The following is a 24755-nucleotide window of genomic DNA, read 5'->3' as shown; positions in this document are numbered from 1 at the left end:
CGTTTCTGCCTCTCGGGGGGACGGACCGTGGCCAAGCTCTATTTCAACTATTCCACCATGAACGCAGGTAAATCGACGATCCTGCTTCAGGCCTCGCATAACTATATCGAACGCGGGATGCAGACTTATCTGCTCACTGCCCAGTTCGACAATCGCGCAGGCGAGGGCCGCATCGGAAGCCGCATCGGGATCGGTGCGGATGCGGATACCTTCGGCGTGGGCGAAAACCTCTTTGACAAGATCAAATTCCGACTGGAACAAGGCCCCTGCGCTTGTGTCTTTATCGACGAAGCGCAGTTCCTTGAGGAGGCTCAGGTCTGGCAACTGGCCCGCGCTGTCGATGATCTTCGCGTGCCCGTCATGTGCTATGGTCTGCGCGTGGATTTTCAGGGCAAGCTTTTCCCCGGATCGGCGGCTCTTCTCGCTCTTGCAGACGAAATGCGTGAAGTGCGCACGATCTGTCACTGCGGGAAAAAGGCGACGATGGTGATCCGCAAGGATGCTGAAGGCAATGTCCTCACCAGTGGAGATCAGGTCGCGATCGGCGGCAATGAGCGCTATGTCTCGCTTTGCCGCCGCCACTGGCGCCAAGCAGTCGGCGACCGCGGTTAATTCACACGTTGCGGCATCGCACGGCCTTCGGCAAATGCGATGATGTTATCGAGTGCCATCTGCGCCATCGCGCGGCGCGTCTCGACGGTTGCGCTCCCCAAATGCGGGAGCAGGACACAGTTCTCGAGCGCGGTCAGGCGGGCGGGCACATAGGGTTCTTTTTCGTAAACATCGAGCCCCGCACCGCCGATGGCATTCGCCTCCAGAGCATCAATCAGAGCCTCTTCCTCGACCACTTCGCCGCGGCTGATGTTCACGAAAATCGTATCCTTGCGCATGGCGGCGATCGCGGCGCGGTCGATGAGCCTGACCGTCTCCGCCCCACCCGGAACAGCGACGACGACGATATCCGCAACGCCCAAAAGTTCGTGCATATCCTCGATGCGGCGCGCGTCGAACGGCAACTCTTTGGCCGAGCGGTTGAAATAGACGACAGGCATGTCAAAGCCGAAATGCCCCCGCTTGGCAATCGCCTGACCGATACGGCCCATGCCGATCACGCCAAGCGTTTTACCTGTCACATGGGTGCCGAGCATGCCCTTGGGATCAAAGCCCTTCCACTCGCCCGCCCGAAGCTGACGCTCGCCCTCGCCCGCACGGCGGCAGGTCGAGAGGATCAGCGTCCATGCAATATCCGCCGTCGCATCGGTCAGCACATCGGGCGTGTTGCTGACCGCGATGCCCGCCTTGGCGGCGGCGGCCACGTCGATGTGGTTATAACCAACGCCGAAGTTTCCAATCACTTTGCATCGCGGCTTGCCCGCCGCCTCGATTGCCGCTGCAGTGAACGCATCGCCAAGCGTCGGCAGGATCGCGTCGTATTCGCCCAAAGCCGCAGTGACTTCAGCCGCCGACATCGGAACTTCGCCTGCACGATAAGTCGTCTCGAAGCGTTCCTCTGCCTGCGCCAGAACAAGATCGTCGATGGGACGGGTGATCAAGAGTTTCATCAGCACATTCTCCCGCCGATGGGCACATCCTTGTCCGGCGTCACGAGGACGACGCCACCGTTTTCGTCATATACGCCGAGGACGAGGACTTCGGACATGAACTTGCCGATTTGACGCGGCGGGAAATTCACCACGCCCATCACCTGTTTTCCGACAAGCGTCTCGGGATCGTAATGCGCCGTGATCTGGGCCGAGGTCTTGCGCTCGCCGATTTCGGGACCGAAGTCGATCCACATCTTGATGGCGGGCTTGCGCGCCTCGGGAAAAGGTTCTGCACGTATGACGCGCCCCGCACGGATGTCGACCGCCAGAAAATCGTCGAATGTAATCTCAGCCACGCGACAACTCCTTGGACCTATCGGCGGCCGCTTTGACGGCCTTTTCAAGAAGCGCAGGCATTCCCGCCTCGGCATCCATCAACACCTCGAGCGCGGCTTGGGTGGTGCCGTTGGGCGAGGTCACATTGATACGGAGTTGAGCGGGGCTGTCCTCGGACTCTTCGGCCAATGCACCTGCACCGCCGACGGTGGCCTTGGCCAGCGCCATGCTCAGTTCAGGCGAGAGGCCCTCTTTTACACCTGCGGCTGCAAGCGTCTCGATCAAATGGAAAACATAGGCGGGTCCCGATCCGCTCACCGCCGTGACGGCGTCCATCTGACCCTCGGCTTCGAGGCGGACAACTTGACCAACGGCCCGCAAAAGCGCTTCGCTAAGGGTCATATGCGCCTCGGTCGTCATGGTATTGCCGATGATCGCGGTGATCCCGCGCGCAATCGCAGCAGGGGTGTTGGGCATGGCGCGGACGATCGGGGTTTGTGCGCCAAGGACCTCTTCGAACTTGGAAATCGGAGTGCCTGCGGCCACTGAAATAAAGAGCGTGTCGCGATTGCCCAAAGCCTGCATCGAAGGGAGCGCCTCGCCCATCATCTGGGGTTTGACGGCGATAAGCGCGATGGCGGGGCTTTCGGGGACGCCTTGGTTAATGTGGACGCCCTGCGCTTTGAGCCAGTCACTGGGATGGGGATCAAGCACCCAGACCGAAGCGGCAGGAAGCCCGCCCTTGAGCCAGCCCGCCAGCATGGCGGACCCCATCTTGCCGCATCCCAAAAGCACAAGACCCTTTTGGGCCACCGTCGTCATATCCATGGGAACTCCCCCCTTGTTTCAGAGCGAAGTGTTATGGACCGCAGCGGTCGGATGCAAGATCAGGCGCGCCCGTAAGCCTCGGCAATTGCAACGTTCATCGCATCCTGCGGCGTGCGGTCGGCCCAAGTGACAAGCTGGATCGCAGGATAGAACCGTTCGCAGCTCATCACCGCGGCGCTGATCATCGTGTCGATTTGCTCGGGGCTTGCCATCTGGTCGCCTGCAAGGATCAAACCATAGCGGAAGACCATGAGCTTTTGCTCGTCCCACCACGTGAACCCGCCTGCCCAGCACACATCGTTTGCAAGATTGAGCATTTCGTAGAGCGCGGGCATGCGCTCTTCGGGGGGCTCCATTTCAAAGGTGCAGATCAAACGCAATGTCTGGTCATAAGCCGACCAAGCGAGCGTGATCGAATAGGTGCGCCACTGGCCCTCGACCGCCATCGCGATCTGGTCATCGGCAATCCTGTCGAATTCCCAAGCGTGATGCTCGGCGATATGTTCGACCAAATCGATCGGATGGATATCACCTTCGTCGATGTAACTTTCTGATAGTGACATATGCTCGGCCTCTCTGCTCTTGCGATAGTTCGTTGGCAGCCGACTAACGCTTGGTGCTTATTCAAGAGACGGTGTTCTCCGACACCCCCATACACTACATGGTGAGGGCTTAACCTTTCTGTGTAAAGCAATTTGTTGGGGATAAGTTAGCGTGGGCCACTAATTCTTGCGGGTGGTTCAAAATGTGGCGCAGGTCCGCAGGACGCCGATCGGGCGTTAACTTTCCATTAATGAATCAAAGCTAAGAGAATCATAAGAGGGGCAAGCCCTCAGGTGCCTGTCAAAGTTCGAAGGCACGCTCAGTAGAGATTGTAGCAAGTCGGTTCAATTGCAACTTGCAGTGGGGATCAGAAACCTGTCGCACCAAAAGTATAGCTAAAGCAAGGCGTTGAGCATCAGAAAGTGGCTTGCATGCGGCGAACGCCTGCGCCACCTTTTCGGGAAAATTGCCGCCATCAATCTCTATATGGTGGTCAGACACGTAGAATCGTAACCATAGTAAAAACTGAAGCCCCGCAATCAGCTTGTAAAAAAGGAACACAAATTCAACAGAGCGCGGAACCGCTCTACAATTCAGGATAGATTAAGAAGCATAAGTCTCAACCAGTCAAGATTTATAATTCTTATCTTTTGAGAAAATTTTGGATATGCTCTTAACTTCGACGAGGTCGGACCAAATTGCTTCTGCCCTACTCAAATGCGTTGAGCGAGGGCTACTTAAAAAAGGGGTGTCTGCGCGACGCGCCTCAATAGATGTTGTGGGCCATGATGGTCTCATACGCGATATTAGGGCCGGCCGCATCCCGAGCACCGACCGAGTCATTGCTTTGCTCGAATATCTTGGTGTCTCGGACCAATCGCTTCCGCTCGGGTTTGCCGAGGATGGACCGCCCCCGATTTCGGATGGCGGCTTTATCAAAATTCCCTTTCATCACGAGGTGCCGCAAACTCTCAGCACGCCGCCCGTAAGCTTTTCGCGTGAATGGTTGATGGAAAAGGCAACATCCCTGCGCGATCTAGCCTTGGTCGCAGCTCCCGATGACGCAATGTCGCCGACGATCAACGCCTTCAACATCTGTCTTATCGATAAAAATCAGAGCCTTACGAACCATTCGGAAATCATGGTTCTGATGGATGACAATAAACTCCGCATCGGCCGTGCCACCCGCGATGCTGGGGTCGTCACGATTGCATTCGACAGGATCGGGGCGCAGCCCATCGTCAAAACAGGACGCAACGCGGACAGTGTTCGCCCCCTCGGGCGGGTGATCTGGATTCTCAAATCCCTCTGAACCAGCCCATGCTGCACAGCAGCATTGACGTGACTGCATAAGCGGATCATGCGATTTTACTATACAAGCAACACAAAAGAGCCTATTGCGAGCGCTTAATCGAACTCCGGCCCACTTGATGCGCCGCCATTTGCAAAGCCCCACATGACTGATCCTCTCGCCCTTGCGCTCGAAGAGCGCGGCTATACCACGCTAACTCCCGTCCAGGAGGCTGTTACCGCCTCGGAATTTGCAGGGGGCGATCTTCTCGTTTCCGCACAAACAGGTTCGGGCAAGACAGTCGGCTTTGGTCTGGCAATCGGCCCCACGCTTCTTGGCGGTAATGACCGCCTTGACCGTGCAGGTGCCCCTCTTGCGCTCGTGATTGCGCCGACCCGTGAACTCGCTCTTCAAGTCAAGCGCGAGCTTGAGTGGCTCTATGCCCATGCAGGCGCACGTCTTGCGACCTGTGTCGGCGGGATGGACGCCCGCGATGAACGCCGTGCGCTCGAGCGCGGTGCCCATATCGTCGTCGCCACGCCGGGTCGTCTTCGCGACCACATCGAACGCGGTGCCATCGACCTTACCGACATTCGCGCCGTGGTTCTCGATGAAGCGGACGAAATGCTCGATCTCGGCTTCCGCGAAGATCTCGAATTCATCCTCGGCCAAGCCCCCGAGGAACGCCGCACCCTGATGTTCTCGGCCACCGTGTCGAAATCCATCGAAGCGATCTCTAACCGCTATCTGCGCGACCCGCAGCGTGTATCGACCATGGGCGGCGCAAAACAGCACGCCGATATCGAATACAAAGCGCTCGTGGTTGCCCCGCATGACGTCGAGAAGGCCGTTATCAACCTTCTGCGTTTCCAGGATGCCAAGAACTCGATCGTCTTTTGCAACACCCGCAACATGGTCAGCCACCTGACTGCGCGTCTTGCCAACCGCGGGTTCAGCGTCGTTGCGCTCTCGGGCGAATTGACCCAGACCGAGCGGAGCCATGCGCTTCAGGCAATGCGCGACGGCCGCGCCCGTGTTTGTATCGCGACCGACGTTGCCGCACGCGGCATCGACCTTCCCGGGCTCGAGTTGGTGATCCATGCCGATCTGCCCCAGAACACCGAAGCGCTTCTCCACCGTTCGGGCCGCACGGGTCGTGCAGGCTCCAAAGGTGTGTCCGCGCTGATCGTGCCGAACAAAGCCCGCCGCAAGGCCGAGAACCTTCTCAAATGGGCCAAGATCACCGCTGACTGGACTGTTCCGCCCTCGGCCGACGAGATCAACGCCGCCGATGAAGAGCGTCTTTTGTCCTCTGACGTGTTCAGCGGCGAGGCTGACAGCACCGAAGCCGAATTCGCCACGAAAATGCTCGCGCGTCACAGCGCCGAAGCCATTGCGGTGGCCTATCTGCGTCAGTTCCGTGCAGGGCGCTCCGCGCCCGAGGATCTCCTTCCCGCCGATGCGCAGGCCCCCAAGAAACAGGCTGCCGATTTCGGACCGTCAAAGTGGTTCTCGCTCAGCGTCGGCCGCGAAGATCGCGCCGAGGCTCGTTGGATTCTGCCGCTCTTGTGCCGCGCAGGGAACCTCGACAAGACCGACATCGGTGCCATCCGCATCCGTGACGGTCAGTCCTTTGTCGAGATTGCCGAAAGCGCTGTAAAAGGGTTCCTTTCGTCCGTCGGCGACAAGATGCAGCTTGAAGACGGGATCACGATTGCCCCGTCCGATGCTCCCGAAGAGCGCCCCCGCAAAACGGGCGGCTTCGGCAAGAGCGAACGTCCCGAGCGTGCACCGCGTGAGGATCGTGGTCCGCGTCCCGAGCGTGCGCCGCGAGAAGAACGCGCGCCCCGAGAAGAACGTGCGCCCCGTGCCGAGCGTGCACCTCGCGATGAGACCGCTTACGAGCCCAAACCGCGCAAGGAATACACCCCGCGCGAGGATCGCCCCGCTCGCGAAGAGCGTCCGCGCTTCGAAAAGCCCGCAGCACGCCCCGCGCCCTCCGAGAGCTTCGAGGATGGTGCACCCGCCGAGCGCGAGAAGAAGCCACGCCACAGCAAGCTTCGCGCCGAAGGCAAAATGCCCGCCAAGTCGTTCTCCAAGCCGGCTTCGTCCAAGACCTTCTTCCGTGCAGGTGACAAACCGCGCGAGGATGGTTTCGGGGATCGCCCCCGCAGCGATAAACCGCGTGGCGACAAGCCCTTTGGTGACCGCCCGCGCGGCGATAAGCCCAAGGGCGATTGGGGCAAAGGCGAGCGCAAGTTCGACAAACCGCGCGGCGAGCGTGGGTCCGATGCACCCCGCGGTGGCAAGCCCTTCGGCAAGCCCTCGGGCAAATTCGGCGGCAAACCCGACGGCGCAAGCCCCCACCGCAAGGGCGGCAAGCCTTCTGGCCCTGCGCGCGAGGGCGGGTTCAAAGCCCGCCAGCCACAAGGCTCGGACGCCCGTCCGCGCCGCAAGCCCTAAGACATCCACGCCGCCCTGACCTCGGGGCGGCGCTTTCTTTTGCGCTGCCATAGAAAAGCCTGATAAGGGTTGCACAACCGTTCCGTGCAGCCCGAACCGACAACCGATATGACACCGCAAAAGACCATCATCATCATTCCCGCCCGCTATGCCTCGACCCGATATCCGGGAAAACCGCTGGTCCCGCTGCATGGCGTTTCGGGTCAGGCCAAGACCCTGATCGAAAGAAGCTGGCTGGCGGCCCAAGCCGTGCGCGGTGTGGACGAAGTCTTTGTGGCGACCGATGACGCTCGGATCGAAGCCGAGGCGAAGCGCTTTGGCGCCAAGGTGATCATGACCTCGGGCGACTGCCGCAACGGCACCGAGCGTTGCGCCGATGCTTTGGCCCGTCTGGGGTCATCCGCCGATCTGGTTGTGAACCTCCAAGGGGATGCCCCGCTCACCCCGCCGTGGTTCGTCGAAGCATTGATCGAAGCGATGGACGGAAGCGCCGAAGTCGCAACCCCCGTTCTGCGCTGCGAACCCGATATCCACGCCCGTTTCATGGAAGACCGTCTTCAGGGACGTGTCGGCGGCACCACGGCCGTGATGGATGCCAAGGGCGACGCGCTCTATTTCTCGAAAGAGGTTCTCCCCTTTACAGGGCGGCGCTATCGCAACGACGAGCTTGTGCCCGTGTTCCATCACGTCGGCGTTTATGCCTATACGCCCGCCGCGCTGGAAACCTATCTGTCCAAGGACGAAACCGAGCTTGAGCGGCTCGAGGGCCTCGAGCAGCTCCGCTTTCTCTATCACGGCGTGCCCGTGCGCTGTGTCGAAGTGGAAGCAAGGGGGCGCGAGTTCTGGGAACTCAACCACCCCCTTGATGTTTCCCGCATCGAAGACGTGCTCCGCCGCGAAAAGATCGACTAGATATCTTTCACCAAACGCAAAGCATCATAGATCGCAGCATGGGTATTACGGCTCGACACCGCATCACCGATGCGGAAGAGCTGGAACGTGCCTTCGGGATTGCGCACCACCGTTTGTGCGCAGCCGTTGATAAAGGCCTCGTGGTCAAGCTCGCCATGGTTCGATGACAGCGGTTTGAGATCGAAATAGAGATCCGCAAGCGGCATCGTGCCATAGTTCACCACGACCTGATCGTAATGCTTTTCTTCGGTATAGGCGCTGTAATCCGTGCCGATCGTCGCCTTGAGCTTGTTGCCGTCACGCGTCACACCAAGGAGCCGTTTGACCACGGTAAAGGTCACGTCCTTGTCCTGAAGCGCCCGCATATAGGGCGTCAGGTTCATGCCCATGATGTCGGGGGCAACCGAACGGTCGGGCGTCATCACCTCGACTTCGCAGCCCGCATTGGCGGCAACTTCTGCAGCTTGAAGACCGGGGTTATCGCCGCTCTCGTCATAGATCAGGACCGACCCAGCGGGCTTTACATCCCCCGAGATCAGATCCCATGACGAGACGACAAGCTCGGCCTCCTCGCGCTGTTCGAAAAGCGTCATGTTCGGCATACCGCCCGTCGCGACGATCACCACATCGGGATCGAGCGCGGTCACGTCCTCGGCCTCGGCCCATGTGTTGAAGCGGAACTCCACATCGCGGGCCGCGCATTGCGCCATACGCCAATCGATGATCCCGATCATTTCCTTGCGGCGCGGGTTCTGCGCGGTCAGGCGGATCTGCCCCCCTGCCTCTGCCGCCGCTTCAAAGACCGTCACATCATGCCCGCGCTCGGCGGCCACACGTGCCGCTTCAAGCCCTGCGGGGCCTGCACCGACGATCACCACTTTGCGCGGTGTTTCGGCGGGCGTGATCGTCTGCGGCATCGTCAGCTCACGCCCCGTTGCCGCGTTATGGATACAGAGTGCCTCTCCGCCCTGATAGATACGGTCAAGACAGTAGGTCGCCCCGACACAAGGCCGTATGTCGTCTTCGCGCCCTTCCATGATTTTGCGCACGATATGCGGGTCGGCCATATGGGCGCGGGTCATGCCCACCATATCGAGATGCCCTGCCGCAATTGCGTGACGCGCGGTTGCCACATCGGGAATGCGCGCCGCGTGGAACGTCGGAAGCCCCGAGACCTTTCGCACTTCGCCCGCGAAATCGAGATGCGGCGCACTCTTGTAGCCTTGGAGCGGGATCACATCGGTCATCGCGGCATCGGTGTGGATACGCCCGCGGATGACATTGAGGAAATCGACGTTGCCGCTGTCACGGAGCATCTCGGCAATGCGAAGCCCGTCCGCAGCGCTGGTGCCGCCTTGGGCGACTTCATCGGCGGTGTAACGCACACCGATGAGGAACTCTGGGCCAACACGTTCGCGGATGGCCGAAATCACATCCATGCCGAACTGGAGCCGCGTTTCGAGCGTGGAGCCGCCATAGCGTCCCTCAAGATGGTTGGTGAGCGGAGACCAGAACTGGTCGATCAAATGGCCGTAAGCCTCGAGTTCGATCCCGTCCATGCCGCCTTCTTTCATGCGCTCGGCTGCGTCGGCATAATCCGAAATGATCCGCTCGATATCCCAGTCTTCCATCAGCTTGGGGAACGCACGGTGCGCAGGTTCGCGGTCAGGCCCGGGCGAGACCGAGGGAAGCCAGTTGCCCTTGTTCCAGCCTGTGCGGCGGCCAAGGTGAGTGAGCTGGATCATCGCTGCACAACCATGTTCGTGCAGGGCGTCGGTGAGTTTACGCACCCACGGAACCACCTCGTCCTTATAGGCGAGCACGTTGTTGAAGACAGGCGGGCTGTCCTTGGACACCGCAGCGGAGCCTGCGGTCATGGAAAGCGCCACGCCTGCCTTTGCACGTTCCTCGTGATAGGCGCGATAGCGATCCTTGGGCATCCCGTCCTCGGGATAGGCGGGCTCATGGCTCGTCGTCATGATCCGGTTGCGCAGCGTCAGGTGCTTGAGCTGATAGGGCTGGAGAAGAGGATCGTTGGACATGTCTTAATACCACGCGTCGGGCATAGAGGCCTTTTTCTTTGCAATGAACTCTTTGAGCGCTTCGTCGATACCCTCGTCCATCGGCGGGGCTTCGTAATTGGCAAGCGTCTCTTTCCAGCGGGCATTGGCGCGGGTCGCCGAGTCGATACCGCCCTGCTCGTCCCATGTCTCCCATGGCTGGTTGTCGTCGAGCGCACTGTCGTAATAGGCTGTCTCGTAATGGCGGAGGGTATGGGCCGTGCCAAAGAGATGCTCCCCCGGTCCTTTTTCCGCGAGCGCTTCGAAGGCCAGAGTTTCCTCGCTGACTTCAAGCCCCTTGAGATAGACGTGCAGCGCACCGCAAACATCGGCATCGAGCACGAATTTCTCGTAGGACATCGACAAAAGACCATCGAGGAAGCCTGCGGAGTGGAGGATATAATTCGCCCCGCACTGAACCGCCGAGAGCATCGACATCATGGATTGTTGCATCGCTTGGGCATCGGGCAGCTTGGAGTTCGTAAAGCTTCCCGCGCAGCGGAGCGGAAGGTTCAGACGCCGTGCGAGCTGACCCATGACAAGCGAGCCAAGCGCAGGCTCGGGTGTGCCGAAGGTGGGCGATCCGGACCGTAGCGCCATGGTCGAAAGGAACGAAGCAAAGACCGCAGGCGCACCTGGACGGACAAGCTGGGTCAACGCGCAGCCCACCATCGACTCGGCCATCGACTGGGCCACAGCGCCCGCCATCGTCAGAGGCGACACAGCGCCGCCCAAGAGGAACGGAAGGTGGATCGACCCCTGCCCTGCGGCTGCATAGGCGCGGATCGCCTTGGTCGAAACGCCGTCCCAGACCAAGGGCGAGGTCGAGTTGAAGTTGCCCATGATGACGCAATTCTCGTCGACGTAGTCTTCGCCGAAGAGGATACGACACATCTCGATGCTGTCTTCGGCGCGTTCTGGCGCGGTGATCGACCCGAGGAACGCGCGATCGCTATAGCGCATGTGCGAATAGACCATGTCGAGGTGGCGCTTGTTCACAGGGACATCGGTCGGCTCGCAAATGGTGCCGCCCGAGTGGTGGAGCCAAGGCGAGGACTGCGCAAGTTTGATAAAGTTCTGGAAGTCATCGATCGTGCCGTAACGGCGGCCGCGATCCAGATCCATGACAAAGGGCGAGCCATAAGCCGGCGCAAAGACCATCGCCTCTTCCCCGATCTCAACCGAGTTGAGCGGGTTGCGGGCGTGCTGGGTGAATTTGCTCGGCGCAGTCTTGAGAAGTTCGCGGATCATGCCGGGTTCAAAGCGGACATTATAGGTCTCGCCCGAAATATGGGTGGCTTTCCCCCCTGCGGCGGTGAATAGCCGCACGGTTTCAGGATCGTCGCGGAATTCGATGCCGATCTCGGCAAGGATCTTGTCGGCGGTGGCTTCGATCTGGTCGAGGCTCTCTTCGCCCACAATGTCATAGGTCGGGATACCCCGCACAAGATAGGGCACCTTGAGGTGGGGGTTGTCACCCGCAACATTTGAACGCTGGGGGCGGCGGGAACGGCGGGAACGCGTGGTCGTGCTCATGAATTGATCCTTGGCATGAGTCTTTACTTGACACATCTGTCATGATGACTGACACATGTGTCAAGAGACTTTCGAGAGAGCCATGCACGACACCCCGAAACAGGTCTGGATCGACGCCGCCTATACCGCGCTCACCACAAGTGGGGTCGAATCCGTCAAGGTCATGGAATTGGCCAAGAGCCTTTCGGTCACGCGCACCGCATTTTATTGGCACTTCAAGAGCCGCGAGGCGCTCCTCGAAGAACTGATCCAGATGTGGGAAGACAAGAACACGGGCAACCTTGTGCGCCAGACCGAGGCCTATGCCGAAAATATCTCGGAAGCGGTCTTCAACATCTTTGACCTTTGGATCAGTGACGAGCTGTTCGATTCAAAACTCGACTTGGCCATTCGCTATTGGGCGCGCATCGACGAAGCCCTTCAGCGTCGTCTCGATGACGCGGACAAACGCCGCATCGCCGCGATAAAGGCGATGTTCGAGCGTCACGGCTTTACCCCTGTTCAGGGCGAAACCCGCGCCATGACGATCTATTACACTCAGGTCGGCTACATCGCGATGGAAGTTTCCGAAAGCGTGGATTTCCGTATCGCACGTATGCCCGAATACGTCGGGATCTTTACGGGACGCCCCGTTGATCCAAGCGCCGTGGAGCGCTTCAACGCCCGCCACGGCATCCGGAACAGCGCCTGACGTTCCGCTCTGGAGTGTCGGTTGCGAATGGCATAGCCTCGCGCCTGACTTCCCCGTTTCAGGACAAACCCCATGACCAAGGCACTTATCGAGGCGATTGCCGAACAGGAAAAGCGTTTGGTGCTCCCGACGTTCGACGAAGCAACAGCTTTTGACATCGGCTGCGCTCTTCGAACCCACGCGCTCGGGATACAAGCGCCTGTGACCATCGAAATACGCTCGGTCAATCGACGCTATTTCTTTGCCGCGCTGGCGGGATCGACGCCCGAAAATCAGGACTGGGGACGCCGCAAGATCAACACGGTGCTGCGCAACCACAAATCCTCGATGCGGGTCGGCCTTGAACACGCGCAAGCGGGCGTCGCCCAATGGCCTACGATGGCCATGCCCTTCGAGGACTATGTCACCGCAGGCGGCGCTTTCCCGATCACGGTCAAAGGTGTCGGCGTAGTGGCCGCAATCGGAATCTCAGGGCTCCCGTCAATCGAGGACCACAAGATTTCGACCTCGGTCCTCTCGGCGCATCTGGGGATCGAAGACGTGGTTCTTCCCGAATAACGGTTTCACCCGGCGCTTTGAACCAAGCGCCGGGGTTTATTCTCAGGCTGCCGTCACCTTGACCGCCGAGAACTTGAACTCGGGGATCTTGCCATAGGGATCGAGCGCTGGGTTGGTCAGAATATTGGCTGCAGCTTCGACATAGGCGAACGGCAGGAACACCATATCTGGCGCCACTGCACGGTCCTCGCGCGCCATGACCAACACAGTCCCGCGGCGCGTTTCAAGTCGGAGCATTCCGCCCGGTGCCACCCCGAGTTTGCGCAGCGTCGAGGGGTGAAGCGAGCAGTTCGCCTCCGGCTCGACCGCATCAAGCACGGTCGAACGACGCGTCATCGAACCCGTGTGCCAATGCTCGAGCTGACGCCCTGTGATCAACACCATCGGATACTCTGCATCAGGCTGTTCATTCGGCGGAATGACATCGGCAGGTGTAAAACGGGCCTTGCCGCTTGCGCGCGGGAAACCATCGCCGAACACGATGGGCTGACCCGGATCTTCGGGCGAAAGGCTCGGATAGGTCACTGCGTTTTCGGTATCCAGACGATCCCAAGTGATGTTGTTCAGCGACTTCATCCCTTTTTTCATCTCGGCAAAGACCTGCGAGGGATGGGTATAGTCCCAGTCAAGCCCCAGACGCTTGGCAAGCTCGACCGTGATCGCCCAATCTTCGCGGGCTTCTCCCGGGGGTGTGACCGCCGCGCGGCCGATCTGGACCTGACGGTTGGTGTTCGTCACGGTGCCGTTCTTTTCATAGAATGCCGCTGCGGGAAGGATCACGTCCGCGTAATTTGCCGTCTCGGTCAGGAAGATGTCCTGCACCACAAGGTGTTCGAGATGTGCAAGTGCCTCGCGGGCATGGGTCACATCAGGGTCCGACATTGCGGGGTTTTCACCCAGAATATACATACCCTTGATCTGTCCGTGATGCACCGCATCCAGAATTTCGGTGACGGTCAGACCCTTTTCGTTGCTGAAGTCACCTGAGTTCCAGATTTCGGAGAAAGCGCTGCGCACTCCGTCGTCGGTAACAGTTTGATAATCGGGGAGGAACATCGGGATGAGACCCGCATCCGAAGCGCCTTGCACGTTGTTCTGACCGCGAAGCGGGTGAAGACCTGCACCCGGCTTGCCTACGTTGCCCGTCATGAGAGCAAGACTGATCAGACAGCGCGAATTGTCGGTGCCGTGGATGTGCTGCGACACGCCCATCCCCCAGAAGATCATGCCTGCATCCGCAGTCGCGAAATCACGGGCGACCTGACGCACGACCTCGGCCTTGATGCCTGTCAGATCTTCCATCTTTTCGGGCGCAAACCCTGCAAGATGCGCCTTTTCGGCCTCCCAGTTTTCGGTGTGACGATCGATATAGGCTTGGTCATAGAGACCCTCTTCGGCAATCACATGCATGATCGAATTCAAGAGCGCGACATCGGCACCCGGACGGAACTGGACCATATGAGCCGCGTGCCGCTTCATGGCGGTGCCGCGCGGGTCCATGATGATAAGCTTGCCGCCGCGCTTTGCGAACTGTTTGAAATAGGTCGCGGCAACGGGATGGTTCTCGGTCGGGTTGGAGCCGATAACGATGGCGACATCCGCGTGCTCGATCTGGTTGAAGGTTGCCGTCACGGCCCCTGAACCAACGTTCTCCATCAATGCCGCAACCGAGGACGCGTGGCAGAGGCGGGTGCAGTGGTCGACGTTATTGTGACCGAAGCCCTGACGGATCAGTTTTTGGAAGAGGTAGGCTTCTTCGTTGGTGCATTTTGCACTTCCGAAGCCTGCGACGGCTTTGCCGCCCGATGTCGCGCGAAGATCGGCCAGACCGCCTGCTGCGAAATCAAGCGCCTCTTCCCATGACGCTTCGCGGAAATGGGTAAAGGGGTTCGCAGGATCGACGTTGAGCCCCTTGGGCGCATTTTCAAGTCGGATCAGCGGTTTAGTTAGACGGTGCGGGTGATGGATATAGTCATAGCCGAACCGCCCCTTGACGCAAAGACGACCTTCGTTCGCGGGACCATTGATCCCGTCAACCGACTTGATCTTGCCATCCTTGAGCTTGAGCGAAACCTGACAACCTACGCCGCAGAACGGACAAACCGATTTGACCTCTTCATCAAAGTCACGGCTGTCGCCACGCTGCTCATCATCGAGAACCGTCGCGGGCATAAGCGCGCCCGTCGGGCAGGCTTGGACGCATTCGCCACAAGCCACACAGGACGAAGCCCCCATCGGATCAGCAAGGTCGAATGTCGGATAGGCATCATGTCCGCGCCCCGACATCCCGATGACGTCATTGACCTGAACCTCGCGGCAGGCACGCACACACAAACCACACTGGATACAGGCATCAAGATTGACGCGCATGGCCACATGGCTGTCGTCAAGGAGCGGAATACGATCAGGAGTGAGCGCGGGGAAGCGACTTTCGCCTACCCCGTTCGCCTCTGCCATATCCCAAAGGTGCGATCCCGCATCATGGGCATCTTCACGCTTGGGCTGATCCGCAAGAAGAAGTTCGATGACCATCGCGCGGGCCTTGGTGGCCCGTTCGCTTTCGGTCGAAACCTTCATCCCCTCGCTGGGTGCACGGCAGCAGGATGCAGCCAAGGTGCGCTCTCCATCGATTTCGACGACACAGGCGCGGCAATTGCCATCAGGGCGATAGCCGCTCTGATCCTTGTGGCACAGATGGGGAATATCGGTGCCGTGGCGCTTGGCCACGTCCCAAATGCTTTCGCCATCCATCGCGGTGACGTTTTCGCCGTTCAGAGAGAAAGTGGTTGTCTTGCTACCGTCAGCCATCTCAGACCTCGTCACCAAAATGTTTCATCGTCAGTTTGATTGGGTTCGGAGCCGCCTGCCCCAGACCACAGATCGAAGCATCGGCCATCACCGTGCACAGATCGGTCAACAGCTCGCGATCCCACGTCTCGGATTGCATGAGCTTGACCGCCTTTTCGCACCCAACGCGGCAGGGCGTGCACTGACCGCAGCTTTCGCTTTCGAAAAAGCGGAGCATGTTCAGAGCAGCGTCTTTGACTTTGTCCTTATCCGAGAGCACGACGACCGCCGCCGAGCCGATAAAGGTGCCGTGCGGTTGAAGCGTGTCGAAGTCGAGCGGAATATCGTTCATATGCGCCGGCAAGAGCCCCGAGGAAGGACCGCCGGGTTGATAGGCTTTAAAGCTGTGCCCCTCTGCCATTCCGCCTGCGTGTTCGATGAGTTCGCGGATATTGGTGCCCGCGGGGAGAAGATAAACGCCCGGTTTGGCGACGCGGCCCGAAACCGAATAGCTGCGAAGCCCCTTGCGACCATTGTGCTCGACGCTCGACAGGATCTGCGCACCCTCTCGGTTGATACGCGCGATCCAGTGACAGGTTTCAATGTTGTGCACGAGCGTGGGGCGATCGAAGATCCCCATTTGAGCCACAAACGGCGGACGCAGACGCGGGATGCCGCGCTTGCCTTCGATGGACTCGATCATCGCGCTTTCTTCACCGCAGATATAGGCCCCTGCACCGCGCCGCAGATCGATATAACCCTCGGCGACGATGCCTGCCTCTTCCAGTGCAGCAATCTCGCGGCGCAGGATTTCAAGCACCGCAGGATATTCGTCGCGCATATAGATGAAGCATTTTTCCGCTTCGACGGCCCAAGCTGCGATCAACATCCCTTCAAGCATGAGGTGGGGAGTGCGCTCGAGATAATAGCGGTCTTTGAATGTGCCGGGTTCGCCTTCGTCACCATTGATGGCAACGTAACGCGGTCCTGCATTGGCGCGAACGAACTCCCATTTTTTGCCCGAAGGGAAGCCCGCACCGCCGAGGCCGCGCAAACCCGCCGAAAGAAGCTCGGCCTGAACATCTTTCCAATTTCCGCTCGTGCGAAGCTCGATCAACTTGGCATAGCCGCCATTGGCCTTGTAGGTCGCGAATGTCTCGTATTCGGGGAGATGGGCGTGGAAATCTCCGCTCGCGATGACCTCGGCGATCAGATCGGGCGTTGCATGGTCCACATGGCGGTGGCCGACCTCGACCACAGGCGCAGTGTCACAGCGCCCCATGCATGGCGCTCTGAGCACACGGATTTTTGCAGGATCATGACCGTTTTCAAGTGCCGCCATGAGGGCCTTGGACCCCGCCAGCTCGCAGGACAGCGAGTCGCACACGCGGATGGTCAGATCCGGCGGCGTCGCTTCGCCTTCGCGCACGGGATCGAAATGCGCATAGAAGGTCGCAACCTCCCAGACCTCGGCCATCGACAGGCGCATTTCTTCCGCCAAAGCGCGCAGATGCGGCGCGGACAGATGGCCGTAAGTGTCCTGAATCAAATGCAAAAATTCGATCAAAAGATCGCGGCGGCGCGGACGGTCGCCAAGAAGATCACGCACCTCTTGCCATGCGCTTTCAACGAGCGGGCGGCCTTTGGTATGCGTGCGGCCTTTGTTGCCGCTCCGACCCGAAGTCCAGATCCCTTGTTCTTTGTCGAGCGCCATCGTCTCCACCCTTAAATCTGCTTGTTTGCGACCGAGATGACGCAAATAACTTTGCACATCAATATTGATTTCCCGTTATCCGATAGGAAATTCCTATCAAAAGACGCGATAGACAGCCGCGGGCCAAGGCACTAAATCTGCACTCATGAAATGGGATCAGGAACTCGACGCTGCGGGACTTTTGTGTCCCTTGCCGGTGCTCAAGGCGCGCAAGCGGCTTCAATCGATGAAGGCGGGCCAAGTGCTTCGCCTTGTTGCGACCGATCCCGCTGCGGTGGTCGATGTCCCGTTCTTTTGTCAGGAGTCGGGGCATAGTCTTCTGGCGACTGCCGACGAAGGCGAAACGCAGGTTTATTACCTGCGACACAAGGACTAAATCCCAAACTCCGAATAGGGGACATAGCGCACCATTGTGCCTTGTTCTATGTCGATCGCAGCATCAGGGAGCTCGACCAGCCCCGTGGCCCAAGACAGGCCGCTGATCCGCCCAGACCCTTCGGACCTGAAGACCTCGGCTTCGCCGCGGGAATTGATCCGAGCACGCAGATATTCGCGTCGGCCTGCCTTCTTGCGCTTGTGAAAGGCTGCTGGGACCTGAAATCCTTGGGGGAGGGACCAGCCCTTGCCTGCCATCAACGACAAGGCGGGACGCCCGAAGACAAGCGCACAGACCAAAGCGGCAACAGGATTTCCGGGAAGCCCGAAAACGGGCACACCCTCCCAAACGGCAAGAGCAAGCGGACGTCCGGGTTTGAGCGCAATGCGCCATGAAGACAGCGACCCGCTTTGCGCCAAGAGCTTGGAGACATGATCCTCGTCGCCCGCCGAAGCCCCACCCGAGGTAAAGATAACGTCGGCCTCCTTTGCCCCGAGATCAAGACGCTCCCTGATCAGGGAGGGATCGTCCCGCACATGACCGAGATCAACCGCCTCAAAGCCCCATCCCGCAAAAAGCCCGAGGAGCATCGGACGGTTGGCATCATAAATCTGGTGCGGCAAAGCCTCGGCAAAGGGATCGCAAATGATCTCGTCCCCCGTCGAAAGGACCCCGATACGCAATTTGCGATAGACTTGGACCTCTGCGATGCCGAGTGCCGAGAGCAGGGCGAGATCGGGCGCTCGAAGGGTCTGCCCTTTGGTCAAAGCGGTATCGCCTTCTCTCACGTCCTCGCCCGCTTTGCGGGTGTTGGCAAAGGGCTTGATCGGGCCATCGAAAACAACGGCCGCCCCGTCGATTGCGGTGTCTTCCTCCAAGACAACGGTATCGACGCCTTGGGGCAAGATCGCGCCCGTGAGAATACGGATCGCAGCGCCTTGGGAAACAGCGCCATCAAAGGGCTGGCCCGCAGCGGCACGCCCCTCGACCAACGGGAGACGCTGCACGCCTTCGCCCGTCGCCGCAACGGCAAAGCCATACCCGTCAACCGCAGAATTGGGCCGCGGCGGGTTAGAACGGCGCGCAATGACGTCCGCAGCAAGCACACGGCCAAGCGCTTCACGCAGCCCGATCCGCTCCGCATCCACCAGTGGCGCAAGGATCGAGCGGAGACGCACAAGCGCTTCATCTACGGGAATCCAATCCACCCCCTGCGGCATCGCGAAACAGTCATTCCTGAGGCGTGGCGGTGTCCGTCTTGCAGGAAGTGCAAGGCGAAGCGCAAGCTCCTGCTCTGGCCCGAAGGCATTCTCGGTGCCAAGGACCTCCGCAAGTTCGCCGCGCTGTTCCAAAACCGAAAGTGCCGCCAACAACAGCTCGGCGCGCACCTGTTCGGGATCGCCTTCGGTGGCGGCGACATCCTGAGCCAGAACATTAGAAGGGAGGCGGTGGGCGGCCAAGGGGAGATCCACCGTCGAGATCAAAGTGCCATCGGGCAAAGACAAATCGCGCCTTACCCGTTCAACCGAGCGCCCCGCTCGGGCGAGCCAGATCGCGTCATCCGCCGCAGGTGTGCATACGATGATCCGAGCGTTCAAAGGCCAAGCTCCTCGGAAATGAAGTCGGCAATCCGAGCCGTGTCGTTCAAATCAAGAAGCGGCAAGTCTGTCTCGACGGGGCAGTCGGATGCGATTGCGCGGATCGTGGCGTTCTTTTCGGCCAAGGGCGCTTTGACGGAGACGCTACGATAAGCTTCGATTTTGGGGTGCGCTTCGGATTTGTAACCCTCGACAAGAATGAGGTCGACCGTGCTCATGCGCGCCAAAAGCTCTGACAACGGCGGTTCGGCATCGCCGCGAAGTTCATGCATCAAGGCCCAGCGCTTGGGCGAAGCCAGCATCACCTCTTGCGCGCCCGCAGTGCGGTGGCGGAAACTGTCGCGACCCTCTTGGTCCACATCCGTGTCATGGTGGGCATGTTTGACGGTCGAAACCTTGAGCCCACGCGCGACAAATTCTTGGACCAATCGCTCCATAAGGGTGGTTTTGCCGGCGTTCTTCCAGCCCGTGACGCCGTAAATCTTCATAGCCTGCGCTCCGCTTCGACAAGGTCTTCGGGGGTGTTCACGTTGAAGAACGGATCGGTGTCGGGGTCATCGAACACAACCTCGCGCCCGCCGTGTTTCTCGGTCCACAACACCACCTTTTTCAAACCATCGGACAATGCCTCTCTCAGATCGTGCCGTAATGCCACAGGCCAAAGCCCGAAGGTCGGATGACGAATGAGACCCTTGGTCATCGAACGGGTTTGCTCTTGTCCGCGCGGCGTCGCGGCAAGAACGAGCGGGTGGGTTTGTCCTTGGGCCGCGCCCAGCATGCGCTGTGCCAGATCCTTGGGAAAGAACGGGGTATCGCTTGCAACGGTGATGATCGAGACTGCGCCATGGTCCGCTGCCCAGTCGAGCCCCGCCAAGACACCCGCAAGCGGCCCCGGATAGCCGTCGATACTATCTCCCAGGACGGGGAGACCGTAAGCAGCAAACCGCGCCGCGTCTCCGTTGGCAGAGAGCGCCATCGCGTCGACCTGAGGCGCAAGCCGTTCTACCACATGGTCAAGCATTGGCCGCCCCCCGAGCGGCAAGAGGGCCTTGTCCCCGCCGCCCATGCGTGTCGCAAGACCGCCCGCAAGGATAACCCCGAGAGGCTTCATTCATCCGCCCCTTTGCGCCCGCTTTTGCGGTCTTCGTTCGGGATCGACGAAGGGTCCGCATCCCGCACCAGTCGCTCTTCGCCTGCTAGGCAGACAAACCGTTGTCCTCGCATACGACCGATCAGGGTCAAGCCGACCTGCCGCGCTATCTCGACGCCCCAAGCCGTAAAGCCTGATCGTGATGCAAGCACGGGAATCCCCATCAACGCGGTCTTGATCACCATCTCCGAGGTCAAACGCCCCGTTGTATAAAGGATCTTATCGTGCGCCGTGACGTTGTGATAGAACATGAAGCCCGAGATTTTATCGACGGCATTATGGCGACCTACGTCCTCCATAAAAACGAGCGGTCGATCCTCTTGGCACAGGACCGTTCCGTGGATCGCACCTGCTTCAAGATAGAGAGACGGCGTTGTGTTGATTTCCTTGGCCAGCGCGTAGAGCCAGCTTGTGCGCACCTCGGCTTGGGGAAGAGTGAGCCCCTCCAGTCCTTCCATCATGTCGCCGAAAACCGTGCCCACCGCGCAGCCGCTGGTGCGGGTTTTTTTCTGCACTTTTTCTTCATAGGATGTTTGGCGCTTGGTGCGCACGACAACCGTCTCGATCTCTTCGTCAAAATCGATGGCCGTGACCTCGTCATCGGCGAGAAGCATGCCTTGGTTGCGAAGGAACCCCAAAGCCAGAAGTTCGGGATAATCACCGATCGTCATCGCTGTGACGATCTCCTGACGATTGAGATAAATGGTGAGCGGACGTTCTTCGACAACGGAAATTTCGGCCTCGACGCCCATGTGATCCACCCCGCGAATACGGCGTGTCAAACGGCTGTCGGCGGGATATGGCAAGACAGGATAGTCGGGAGATGGCACAGGCATCACTTTCACCCTGTTACTTTTCTGGTCATGCTCCATATTGTAGACTTTCCGAGGGTGTTTCAAGGAACCGACGATGCTTGGATATGTCATAGGCGGCGGACGCGGTGCAACGGATCGGTTGATCCGCGATATTGCGCAGGACCTTCGCGATAAAGGCCATGTCCTTGCGGGGGCAGTTCAGGTGAACGTGGAAACCGATCCCGCTTATAAATGCCAGATGGATCTTCATATTCTGTCCGGCGAAAAAGTGGTCCGTATCTCGCAGGATCTGGGCGCCTTGTCCCAAGGATGCCGCCTTGATCCTGATGGGCTCGAGAGGGCCGTCGGTCTTGTCGCAGCGGCTCTTGAGGATGGAGCGGATTTTCTGATCTTCAACAAATTCGGCAAACAAGAAGCCGACGGTCGCGGTTTTCGCCCTTTGATCGGCGAGGCACTTGCCCGCGGTATTCCCGTGCTCACTGCCGTGAACAAAGGAAACCTCGAGGCGTTTCTTGCCTATGCCGAAGATATGGCCCAAGAGCTTCCTTCGGACCGTCAAGCCATTCTCGAATGGTGCGCCACGCAGCACGCAGAAGCGGTCATTGCGTGACGCAAACACAAGGCCTTACTCGACGACCGCGTTGAAAACGAAAAGCGGCTCGCCGTTGATCTGATAGCCGTTGATCAGGGTCTTGGCCTTGTCCGACACGAGCCAATCCTCGAGTGCCTCGGCAAGATCGCTCCGAACATGGGAATGAAGGTCAGGGTTCACAGGGAGATAGGCATATTGGTTGAAGAGCGCGGGATCGCCCTCGAACACGATTGCCAGATCACCCTTGTTCCCGAAATTGAGCCAACTTGCGCGATCAGAAAGAATATAAGCGCCAAGACCTGATGCGGTGTTCAGAGCCGCACCCATGCCTGCGCCCACGGCCTTATACCAGTCGCCAAACCCCGCGACATCCAGCTCCGCAGCCTTCCAGAGGTTCAGTTCCATCTTGTGTGTTCCGCTGTCGTCGCCGCGGCTGACAAAGTCCGCCTGCGCAGCGGCAATTTTTTGTAACGCCTGTGCCGCGCTCCCAGCCGTTTCCGCGCCAGCCTCATCGCTCTGAGGTCCGACAAAAACAAAATCGTTATACATGATTTCGCGGCGATGGGTCCCGAACCCCGCTTCAACGAACGCCTCTTCCGCACTGCGTGAATGCACAAGAACGGCATCCACATCCCCGGCTTCCCCGAGTTTGATCGCTTGACCCGTGCCGACGACCAGAAGTTGGACCTCGAGATCCAGATCCGTCAGAATCTCAGGAAGCAAAATCTCGGCCAAGCCCGAGTTCTGGAACGACGTAGTGACCGCCAGTTTCATCACTTCTGCGCTGTGGGCAGAGGACGCGATCACAAGAGATGCAATGCTTGCGAAAACGAAATTGAGTTTCATTCCAGAATATCTCCTCTGAGGAATGCTTGTGCCTCACCTGTCCGAGGCGTTTCAAAAAACTGCTTTGCGGGTGATTGCTCGTGGACCCTTCCTTTGAGCAAGAACACGATGTCATCCGCAAGCCGACGGGCCTGCCCCATATCGTGCGTCGTCATGATAAGAGCGGTGCCGTCCGTCTTGGCCTGACCCAGAATTGTCTCGATTTCCTTGACCGAGCGGCCATCAAGTGCGGCGCAGGGTTCATCAAGGAAGAGAAGTTTGGGTTTCGTGATCAGCGCACGCGCAAGGGCAAGCTTTTGTTGCTCGCCGCCCGAAAGAACCGTTGCCTGACGCTCCAGCATCGGACCGAGCCCGATCCGCGCAGCCCAATCGTGGGCTTGCTGCAGTGCCTCGGAACGGCGCACACCGCGCACAAGAAGCGGATAGGCGATATTATCCATGACGGACCGACGCAACATGACAGGTCGTTGAAACACAAAGGCCATCTCGTGCTGCGCTTCGTCCCGAGAACAGGCCCAGCGGATCTGTCCACCCGTAAGCCGCGCTGCACCATGGAGCAACCGCAAGAGCGACGTCTTGCCCGAGCCGTTGGGGCCGATCACAACGGTCGTTCCACGACCATCAAGGGTCAAGTCCACAGGACCGATCAAGACCTTTCCCTGTCGGGAAGATTGGGCCGCCTCTGCCACGAGTGGGAAAAAGGACATCACCATCTCCCCTCGCGTTCTGTGCGGCTCAGGCTATGGATGAGAAGGTTCACGCCGATCGACAAACCGATCAGCACGAACCCCAAGGCCAGAGCAAGGGCAAACTCTCCCTTGCCTGTCTCTAGCGCGATCGCGGTGGTCAGGACTCGCGTGGCGTGGTCGATATTGCCCCCGACGATCAGAATGGCACCGACTTCGCCTATGCCGCGTCCGAACCCCGCCAAGGCCGCCGTCAAGAGCGCACGCCGTGCATCCCAGATCAGCGTTTTGATTTTTTGCGTTTGCGAGACATTCATCGAGATCAGGAGATCATGATATTCCTGCCAGAGGTCTCTAAGGGATTGATGCGCCACGCTCGCGATCAGGGGGATGATAATGATGGTCTGCGCGATCACCATCGCTGTCGGCGTGAACAAAAGTCCGAGCACCCCCAACGGTCCAGAGCGCGACAGGACGACATAGACGATAAGGCCCACCACAACGGGCGGCAAACCCATCAGTGCGTTGAGCACCGCGATGACGAAACGCCGAAAACGGAACCGACGCACCGCCAGAAACGCAGCGAGGGGCATCGCGATAGCGGACGAGATCACCAAAGCGGTCAACGTGACCTGAAGCGAGCGTAACGATATTTCGACAAGATCGGCATCAAGCGTCACGACAAGCCAAAAGGCATGGATCAAGCCATCAACGATGTCGACCATCCGCTCTGCCCCCTGCCCAATTCAACCCACACCCGAGCCAGTCGCATTTGCGCCCCTGCCCGTATCGTCTCCGCGATACATCCAATTAGGCGAAGATTCACGTGGGCGAGATGCAGGCGCGCGACAAAAACACGACCCTTGCCGACACTTTCGGAAACTTGGGTCGCACTTTGGCATCCGTTTGATGGCGGGCACCCTCGCCCCGTGTCAGCCCAGCGGTGTGAGCTACTCCCCATCTCTTGGACAGAATTTGGCGTAAATTAAGCTGCTCTCTGCTCCTGCTGATCGGTTTGGGCTTTATCATTTCCCGGCCAATAGAGCACGGCCCGAGGCCTACCGCCAAGGGCTGGGCGCGGGCGTTGGTTGTTGTAGAAGGTTATCGATTTCCGGATGCCTACCTTCGCTTCTGACCCGGTCTCCGAGGCATGCAGGTAGACGCACTCGTATTTCAGGGTTCGCTACAGCCGCTCGATGAAGATATTGTCGAGGAAGCGGCCTTTGCCATCCATTGAGATGCGGACGCCGGTCTGTCGCAGTCGATCTGTCCAGCCCCGCCTTGGCGCAGAGCACCGCGTCGGCCATCAGGAAGACGGTGATGTCCGCGTCAGGATCATTCTTGGCCAGCGCATGGGCCATGCGTAGGCCGTTGAAGCTGCGCTCAGTGCCATAAGGCGGGTCGTTAAGCAGGATCAGGTGTTTCATTG

General features: G+C 59.3%; 23 protein-coding genes and 2 pseudogenes. 8 read left to right on the top strand and 17 right to left on the bottom strand.

Going from position 1 to position 24755, the window contains the following annotated elements:
• The first annotated feature begins 27 nt into the window (after nt 1-27).
• Nucleotides 28-612, top strand: coding sequence for a thymidine kinase (locus QQG91_RS02705; RefSeq protein ID WP_285771445.1), 585 nt, complete (start codon nt 28-30; stop codon nt 610-612).
• On the opposite strand, the gene QQG91_RS02700 is transcribed toward QQG91_RS02705, so the two are convergent.
• From QQG91_RS02700 to QQG91_RS02685, 4 genes are read right to left on the bottom strand one after another with little or no spacing between them, the layout of a single operon-like run.
• Nucleotides 609-1562: a 2-hydroxyacid dehydrogenase gene (locus tag QQG91_RS02700; protein ID WP_285771444.1), complete on the bottom strand. Its 954-nt coding sequence runs from the start codon at nt 1560-1562 to the stop codon at nt 609-611. The two genes, QQG91_RS02705 and QQG91_RS02700, sit on opposite strands and share 4 nt — an antisense overlap.
• Entirely contained in the window at nt 1562-1900 is a 339-nt protein-coding gene (locus QQG91_RS02695; protein WP_285771443.1) for a tRNA-binding protein, read from the bottom strand. Before QQG91_RS02695 ends, QQG91_RS02700 begins: the two co-directional genes overlap by 1 nt.
• A complete protein-coding gene (proC, locus tag QQG91_RS02690; protein WP_285771442.1) occupies nt 1893-2708 on the bottom strand; it encodes a pyrroline-5-carboxylate reductase in 816 nt (271 codons plus the stop codon). Before proC ends, QQG91_RS02695 begins: the two co-directional genes overlap by 8 nt.
• A 59-nt stretch (nt 2709-2767) precedes the next feature.
• The gene (locus tag QQG91_RS02685) at nt 2768-3271 is read right to left on the bottom strand and encodes a type III secretion system chaperone family protein (protein ID WP_285771441.1); all 504 of its coding nucleotides are present in this window, start codon (nt 3269-3271) and stop codon (nt 2768-2770) included.
• 827 nt (nt 3272-4098) lie between these two features.
• On the opposite strand from QQG91_RS02685, the gene QQG91_RS02680 reads away from it, so the two are divergent.
• From QQG91_RS02680 to QQG91_RS02670, 3 genes are all read left to right on the top strand, one after another.
• The gene (locus QQG91_RS02680) at nt 4099-4563 is read left to right on the top strand and encodes a hypothetical protein (protein ID WP_285771440.1); all 465 of its coding nucleotides are present in this window, start codon (nt 4099-4101) and stop codon (nt 4561-4563) included.
• Nucleotides 4564-4707: 144 nt separating this feature from the next.
• Entirely contained in the window at nt 4708-7005 is a 2298-nt protein-coding gene (locus QQG91_RS02675) for a DEAD/DEAH box helicase (protein ID WP_285771439.1), read from the top strand.
• Between the two features lie 108 nt (nt 7006-7113).
• Nucleotides 7114-7917: a 3-deoxy-manno-octulosonate cytidylyltransferase gene (locus tag QQG91_RS02670; RefSeq protein ID WP_285771438.1), complete on the top strand. Its 804-nt coding sequence runs from the start codon at nt 7114-7116 to the stop codon at nt 7915-7917.
• Here the strand turns inward: QQG91_RS02670 and QQG91_RS02665 are convergent.
• Together QQG91_RS02665 and QQG91_RS02660 are read right to left on the bottom strand one after the other, a co-directional pair.
• Complete coding sequence (locus QQG91_RS02665) at nt 7914-9959, bottom strand: NADH:flavin oxidoreductase (RefSeq protein WP_285771437.1); 2046 nt, start codon at nt 9957-9959, stop codon at nt 7914-7916. The two genes, QQG91_RS02670 and QQG91_RS02665, sit on opposite strands and share 4 nt — an antisense overlap.
• A gap of 3 nt (nt 9960-9962) precedes the next feature.
• On the bottom strand, nt 9963-11513 hold the full coding sequence (locus QQG91_RS02660) for a trimethylamine methyltransferase family protein (protein ID WP_285771436.1): 1551 nt from the start codon (nt 11511-11513) through the stop codon (nt 9963-9965).
• A gap of 82 nt (nt 11514-11595) precedes the next feature.
• On the opposite strand from QQG91_RS02660, the gene QQG91_RS02655 reads away from it, so the two are divergent.
• Nucleotides 11596-12204 carry a TetR/AcrR family transcriptional regulator gene (locus QQG91_RS02655; RefSeq protein WP_285771435.1) on the top strand — a complete coding sequence of 203 codons (609 nt, stop codon included), beginning with the start codon at nt 11596-11598 and terminating at the stop codon, nt 12202-12204.
• A gap of 72 nt (nt 12205-12276) precedes the next feature.
• Nucleotides 12277-12762 carry a heme-degrading domain-containing protein gene (locus QQG91_RS02650; RefSeq protein WP_285771434.1) on the top strand — a complete coding sequence of 162 codons (486 nt, stop codon included), beginning with the start codon at nt 12277-12279 and terminating at the stop codon, nt 12760-12762.
• A 42-nt stretch (nt 12763-12804) separates the two neighbouring features.
• Here QQG91_RS02650 and fdhF read toward each other — a convergent pair whose 3' ends face one another.
• Together fdhF and QQG91_RS02640 are read right to left on the bottom strand one after the other, a co-directional pair.
• Nucleotides 12805-15570, bottom strand: a complete 2766-nt coding sequence (fdhF, locus tag QQG91_RS02645) for a formate dehydrogenase subunit alpha (protein WP_285771433.1) — start codon at nt 15568-15570, stop codon at nt 12805-12807.
• 1 nt (nt 15571) lies between these two features.
• Nucleotides 15572-17263, bottom strand: a complete 1692-nt coding sequence (locus tag QQG91_RS02640) for an NAD(P)H-dependent oxidoreductase subunit E (protein ID WP_285771432.1) — start codon at nt 17261-17263, stop codon at nt 15572-15574.
• 145 nt (nt 17264-17408) lie between these two features.
• Here QQG91_RS02640 and QQG91_RS02635 point away from each other — a divergent pair, with 145 nt between their 5' ends.
• Complete coding sequence (locus QQG91_RS02635) at nt 17409-17639, top strand: sulfurtransferase TusA family protein (RefSeq protein ID WP_285771431.1); 231 nt, start codon at nt 17409-17411, stop codon at nt 17637-17639.
• On the opposite strand, the gene QQG91_RS02630 is transcribed toward QQG91_RS02635, so the two are convergent.
• Genes QQG91_RS02630 through QQG91_RS02615 form a run of 4 tightly spaced genes read right to left on the bottom strand, consistent with a single transcriptional unit; the run spans nt 17636 to nt 21223 of the window.
• Nucleotides 17636-19237 (bottom strand): molybdopterin-binding protein, encoded by a 1602-nt coding sequence (locus QQG91_RS02630; RefSeq protein ID WP_352232112.1) that lies wholly within the window; start codon nt 19235-19237, stop codon nt 17636-17638. The genes QQG91_RS02635 and QQG91_RS02630 overlap by 4 nt on opposite strands.
• Entirely contained in the window at nt 19234-19725 is a 492-nt protein-coding gene (gene mobB, locus QQG91_RS02625; RefSeq protein ID WP_285771430.1) for a molybdopterin-guanine dinucleotide biosynthesis protein B, read from the bottom strand. Before mobB ends, QQG91_RS02630 begins: the two co-directional genes overlap by 4 nt.
• Nucleotides 19722-20348 (bottom strand): molybdenum cofactor guanylyltransferase MobA, encoded by a 627-nt coding sequence (gene mobA / locus QQG91_RS02620; protein ID WP_285771429.1) that lies wholly within the window; start codon nt 20346-20348, stop codon nt 19722-19724. Before mobA ends, mobB begins: the two co-directional genes overlap by 4 nt.
• Nucleotides 20345-21223: a formate dehydrogenase accessory sulfurtransferase FdhD gene (locus tag QQG91_RS02615; protein ID WP_285771428.1), complete on the bottom strand. Its 879-nt coding sequence runs from the start codon at nt 21221-21223 to the stop codon at nt 20345-20347. Before QQG91_RS02615 ends, mobA begins: the two co-directional genes overlap by 4 nt.
• Before the next feature lie 73 nt (nt 21224-21296).
• Between QQG91_RS02615 and QQG91_RS02610 the strand changes: the two genes are divergently transcribed.
• Complete coding sequence (locus tag QQG91_RS02610; protein WP_285771427.1) at nt 21297-21812, top strand: DUF2478 domain-containing protein; 516 nt, start codon at nt 21297-21299, stop codon at nt 21810-21812.
• Nucleotides 21813-21827: 15 nt separating this feature from the next.
• Here the strand turns inward: QQG91_RS02610 and QQG91_RS02605 are convergent, their stop codons facing one another.
• The 5 genes and pseudogenes from QQG91_RS02605 to QQG91_RS02585 form a co-directional block, all read right to left on the bottom strand.
• Entirely contained in the window at nt 21828-22640 is an 813-nt protein-coding gene (locus tag QQG91_RS02605; protein WP_285771426.1) for an ABC transporter substrate-binding protein, read from the bottom strand.
• On the bottom strand, nt 22637-23347 hold the full coding sequence (locus QQG91_RS02600; RefSeq protein WP_285771425.1) for an ATP-binding cassette domain-containing protein: 711 nt from the start codon (nt 23345-23347) through the stop codon (nt 22637-22639). The genes QQG91_RS02605 and QQG91_RS02600 overlap by 4 nt, the downstream gene beginning before the upstream one ends.
• Nucleotides 23347-24051, bottom strand: coding sequence for an ABC transporter permease (locus tag QQG91_RS02595; RefSeq protein ID WP_285771424.1), 705 nt, complete (start codon nt 24049-24051; stop codon nt 23347-23349). Before QQG91_RS02595 ends, QQG91_RS02600 begins: the two co-directional genes overlap by 1 nt.
• Nucleotides 24052-24383: 332 nt before the next feature.
• Nucleotides 24384-24572 (bottom strand): annotated as a pseudogene (locus QQG91_RS02590) (integrase core domain-containing protein); the annotation flags it as partial.
• A 70-nt stretch (nt 24573-24642) separates the two neighbouring features.
• Nucleotides 24643-24753 (bottom strand): annotated as a pseudogene (locus QQG91_RS02585) (hypothetical protein); the annotation flags it as partial.
• Between the last annotated feature and the right edge of the window lie 2 nt (nt 24754-24755).

Source organism: Marivivens sp. LCG002 (genome assembly GCF_030264275.1).
Lineage (GTDB): Bacteria > Pseudomonadota > Alphaproteobacteria > Rhodobacterales > Rhodobacteraceae > Marivivens.
Note: the sequence above shows the minus strand (reverse complement) of the source record. Positions and strands in the feature narration are given on the sequence as shown.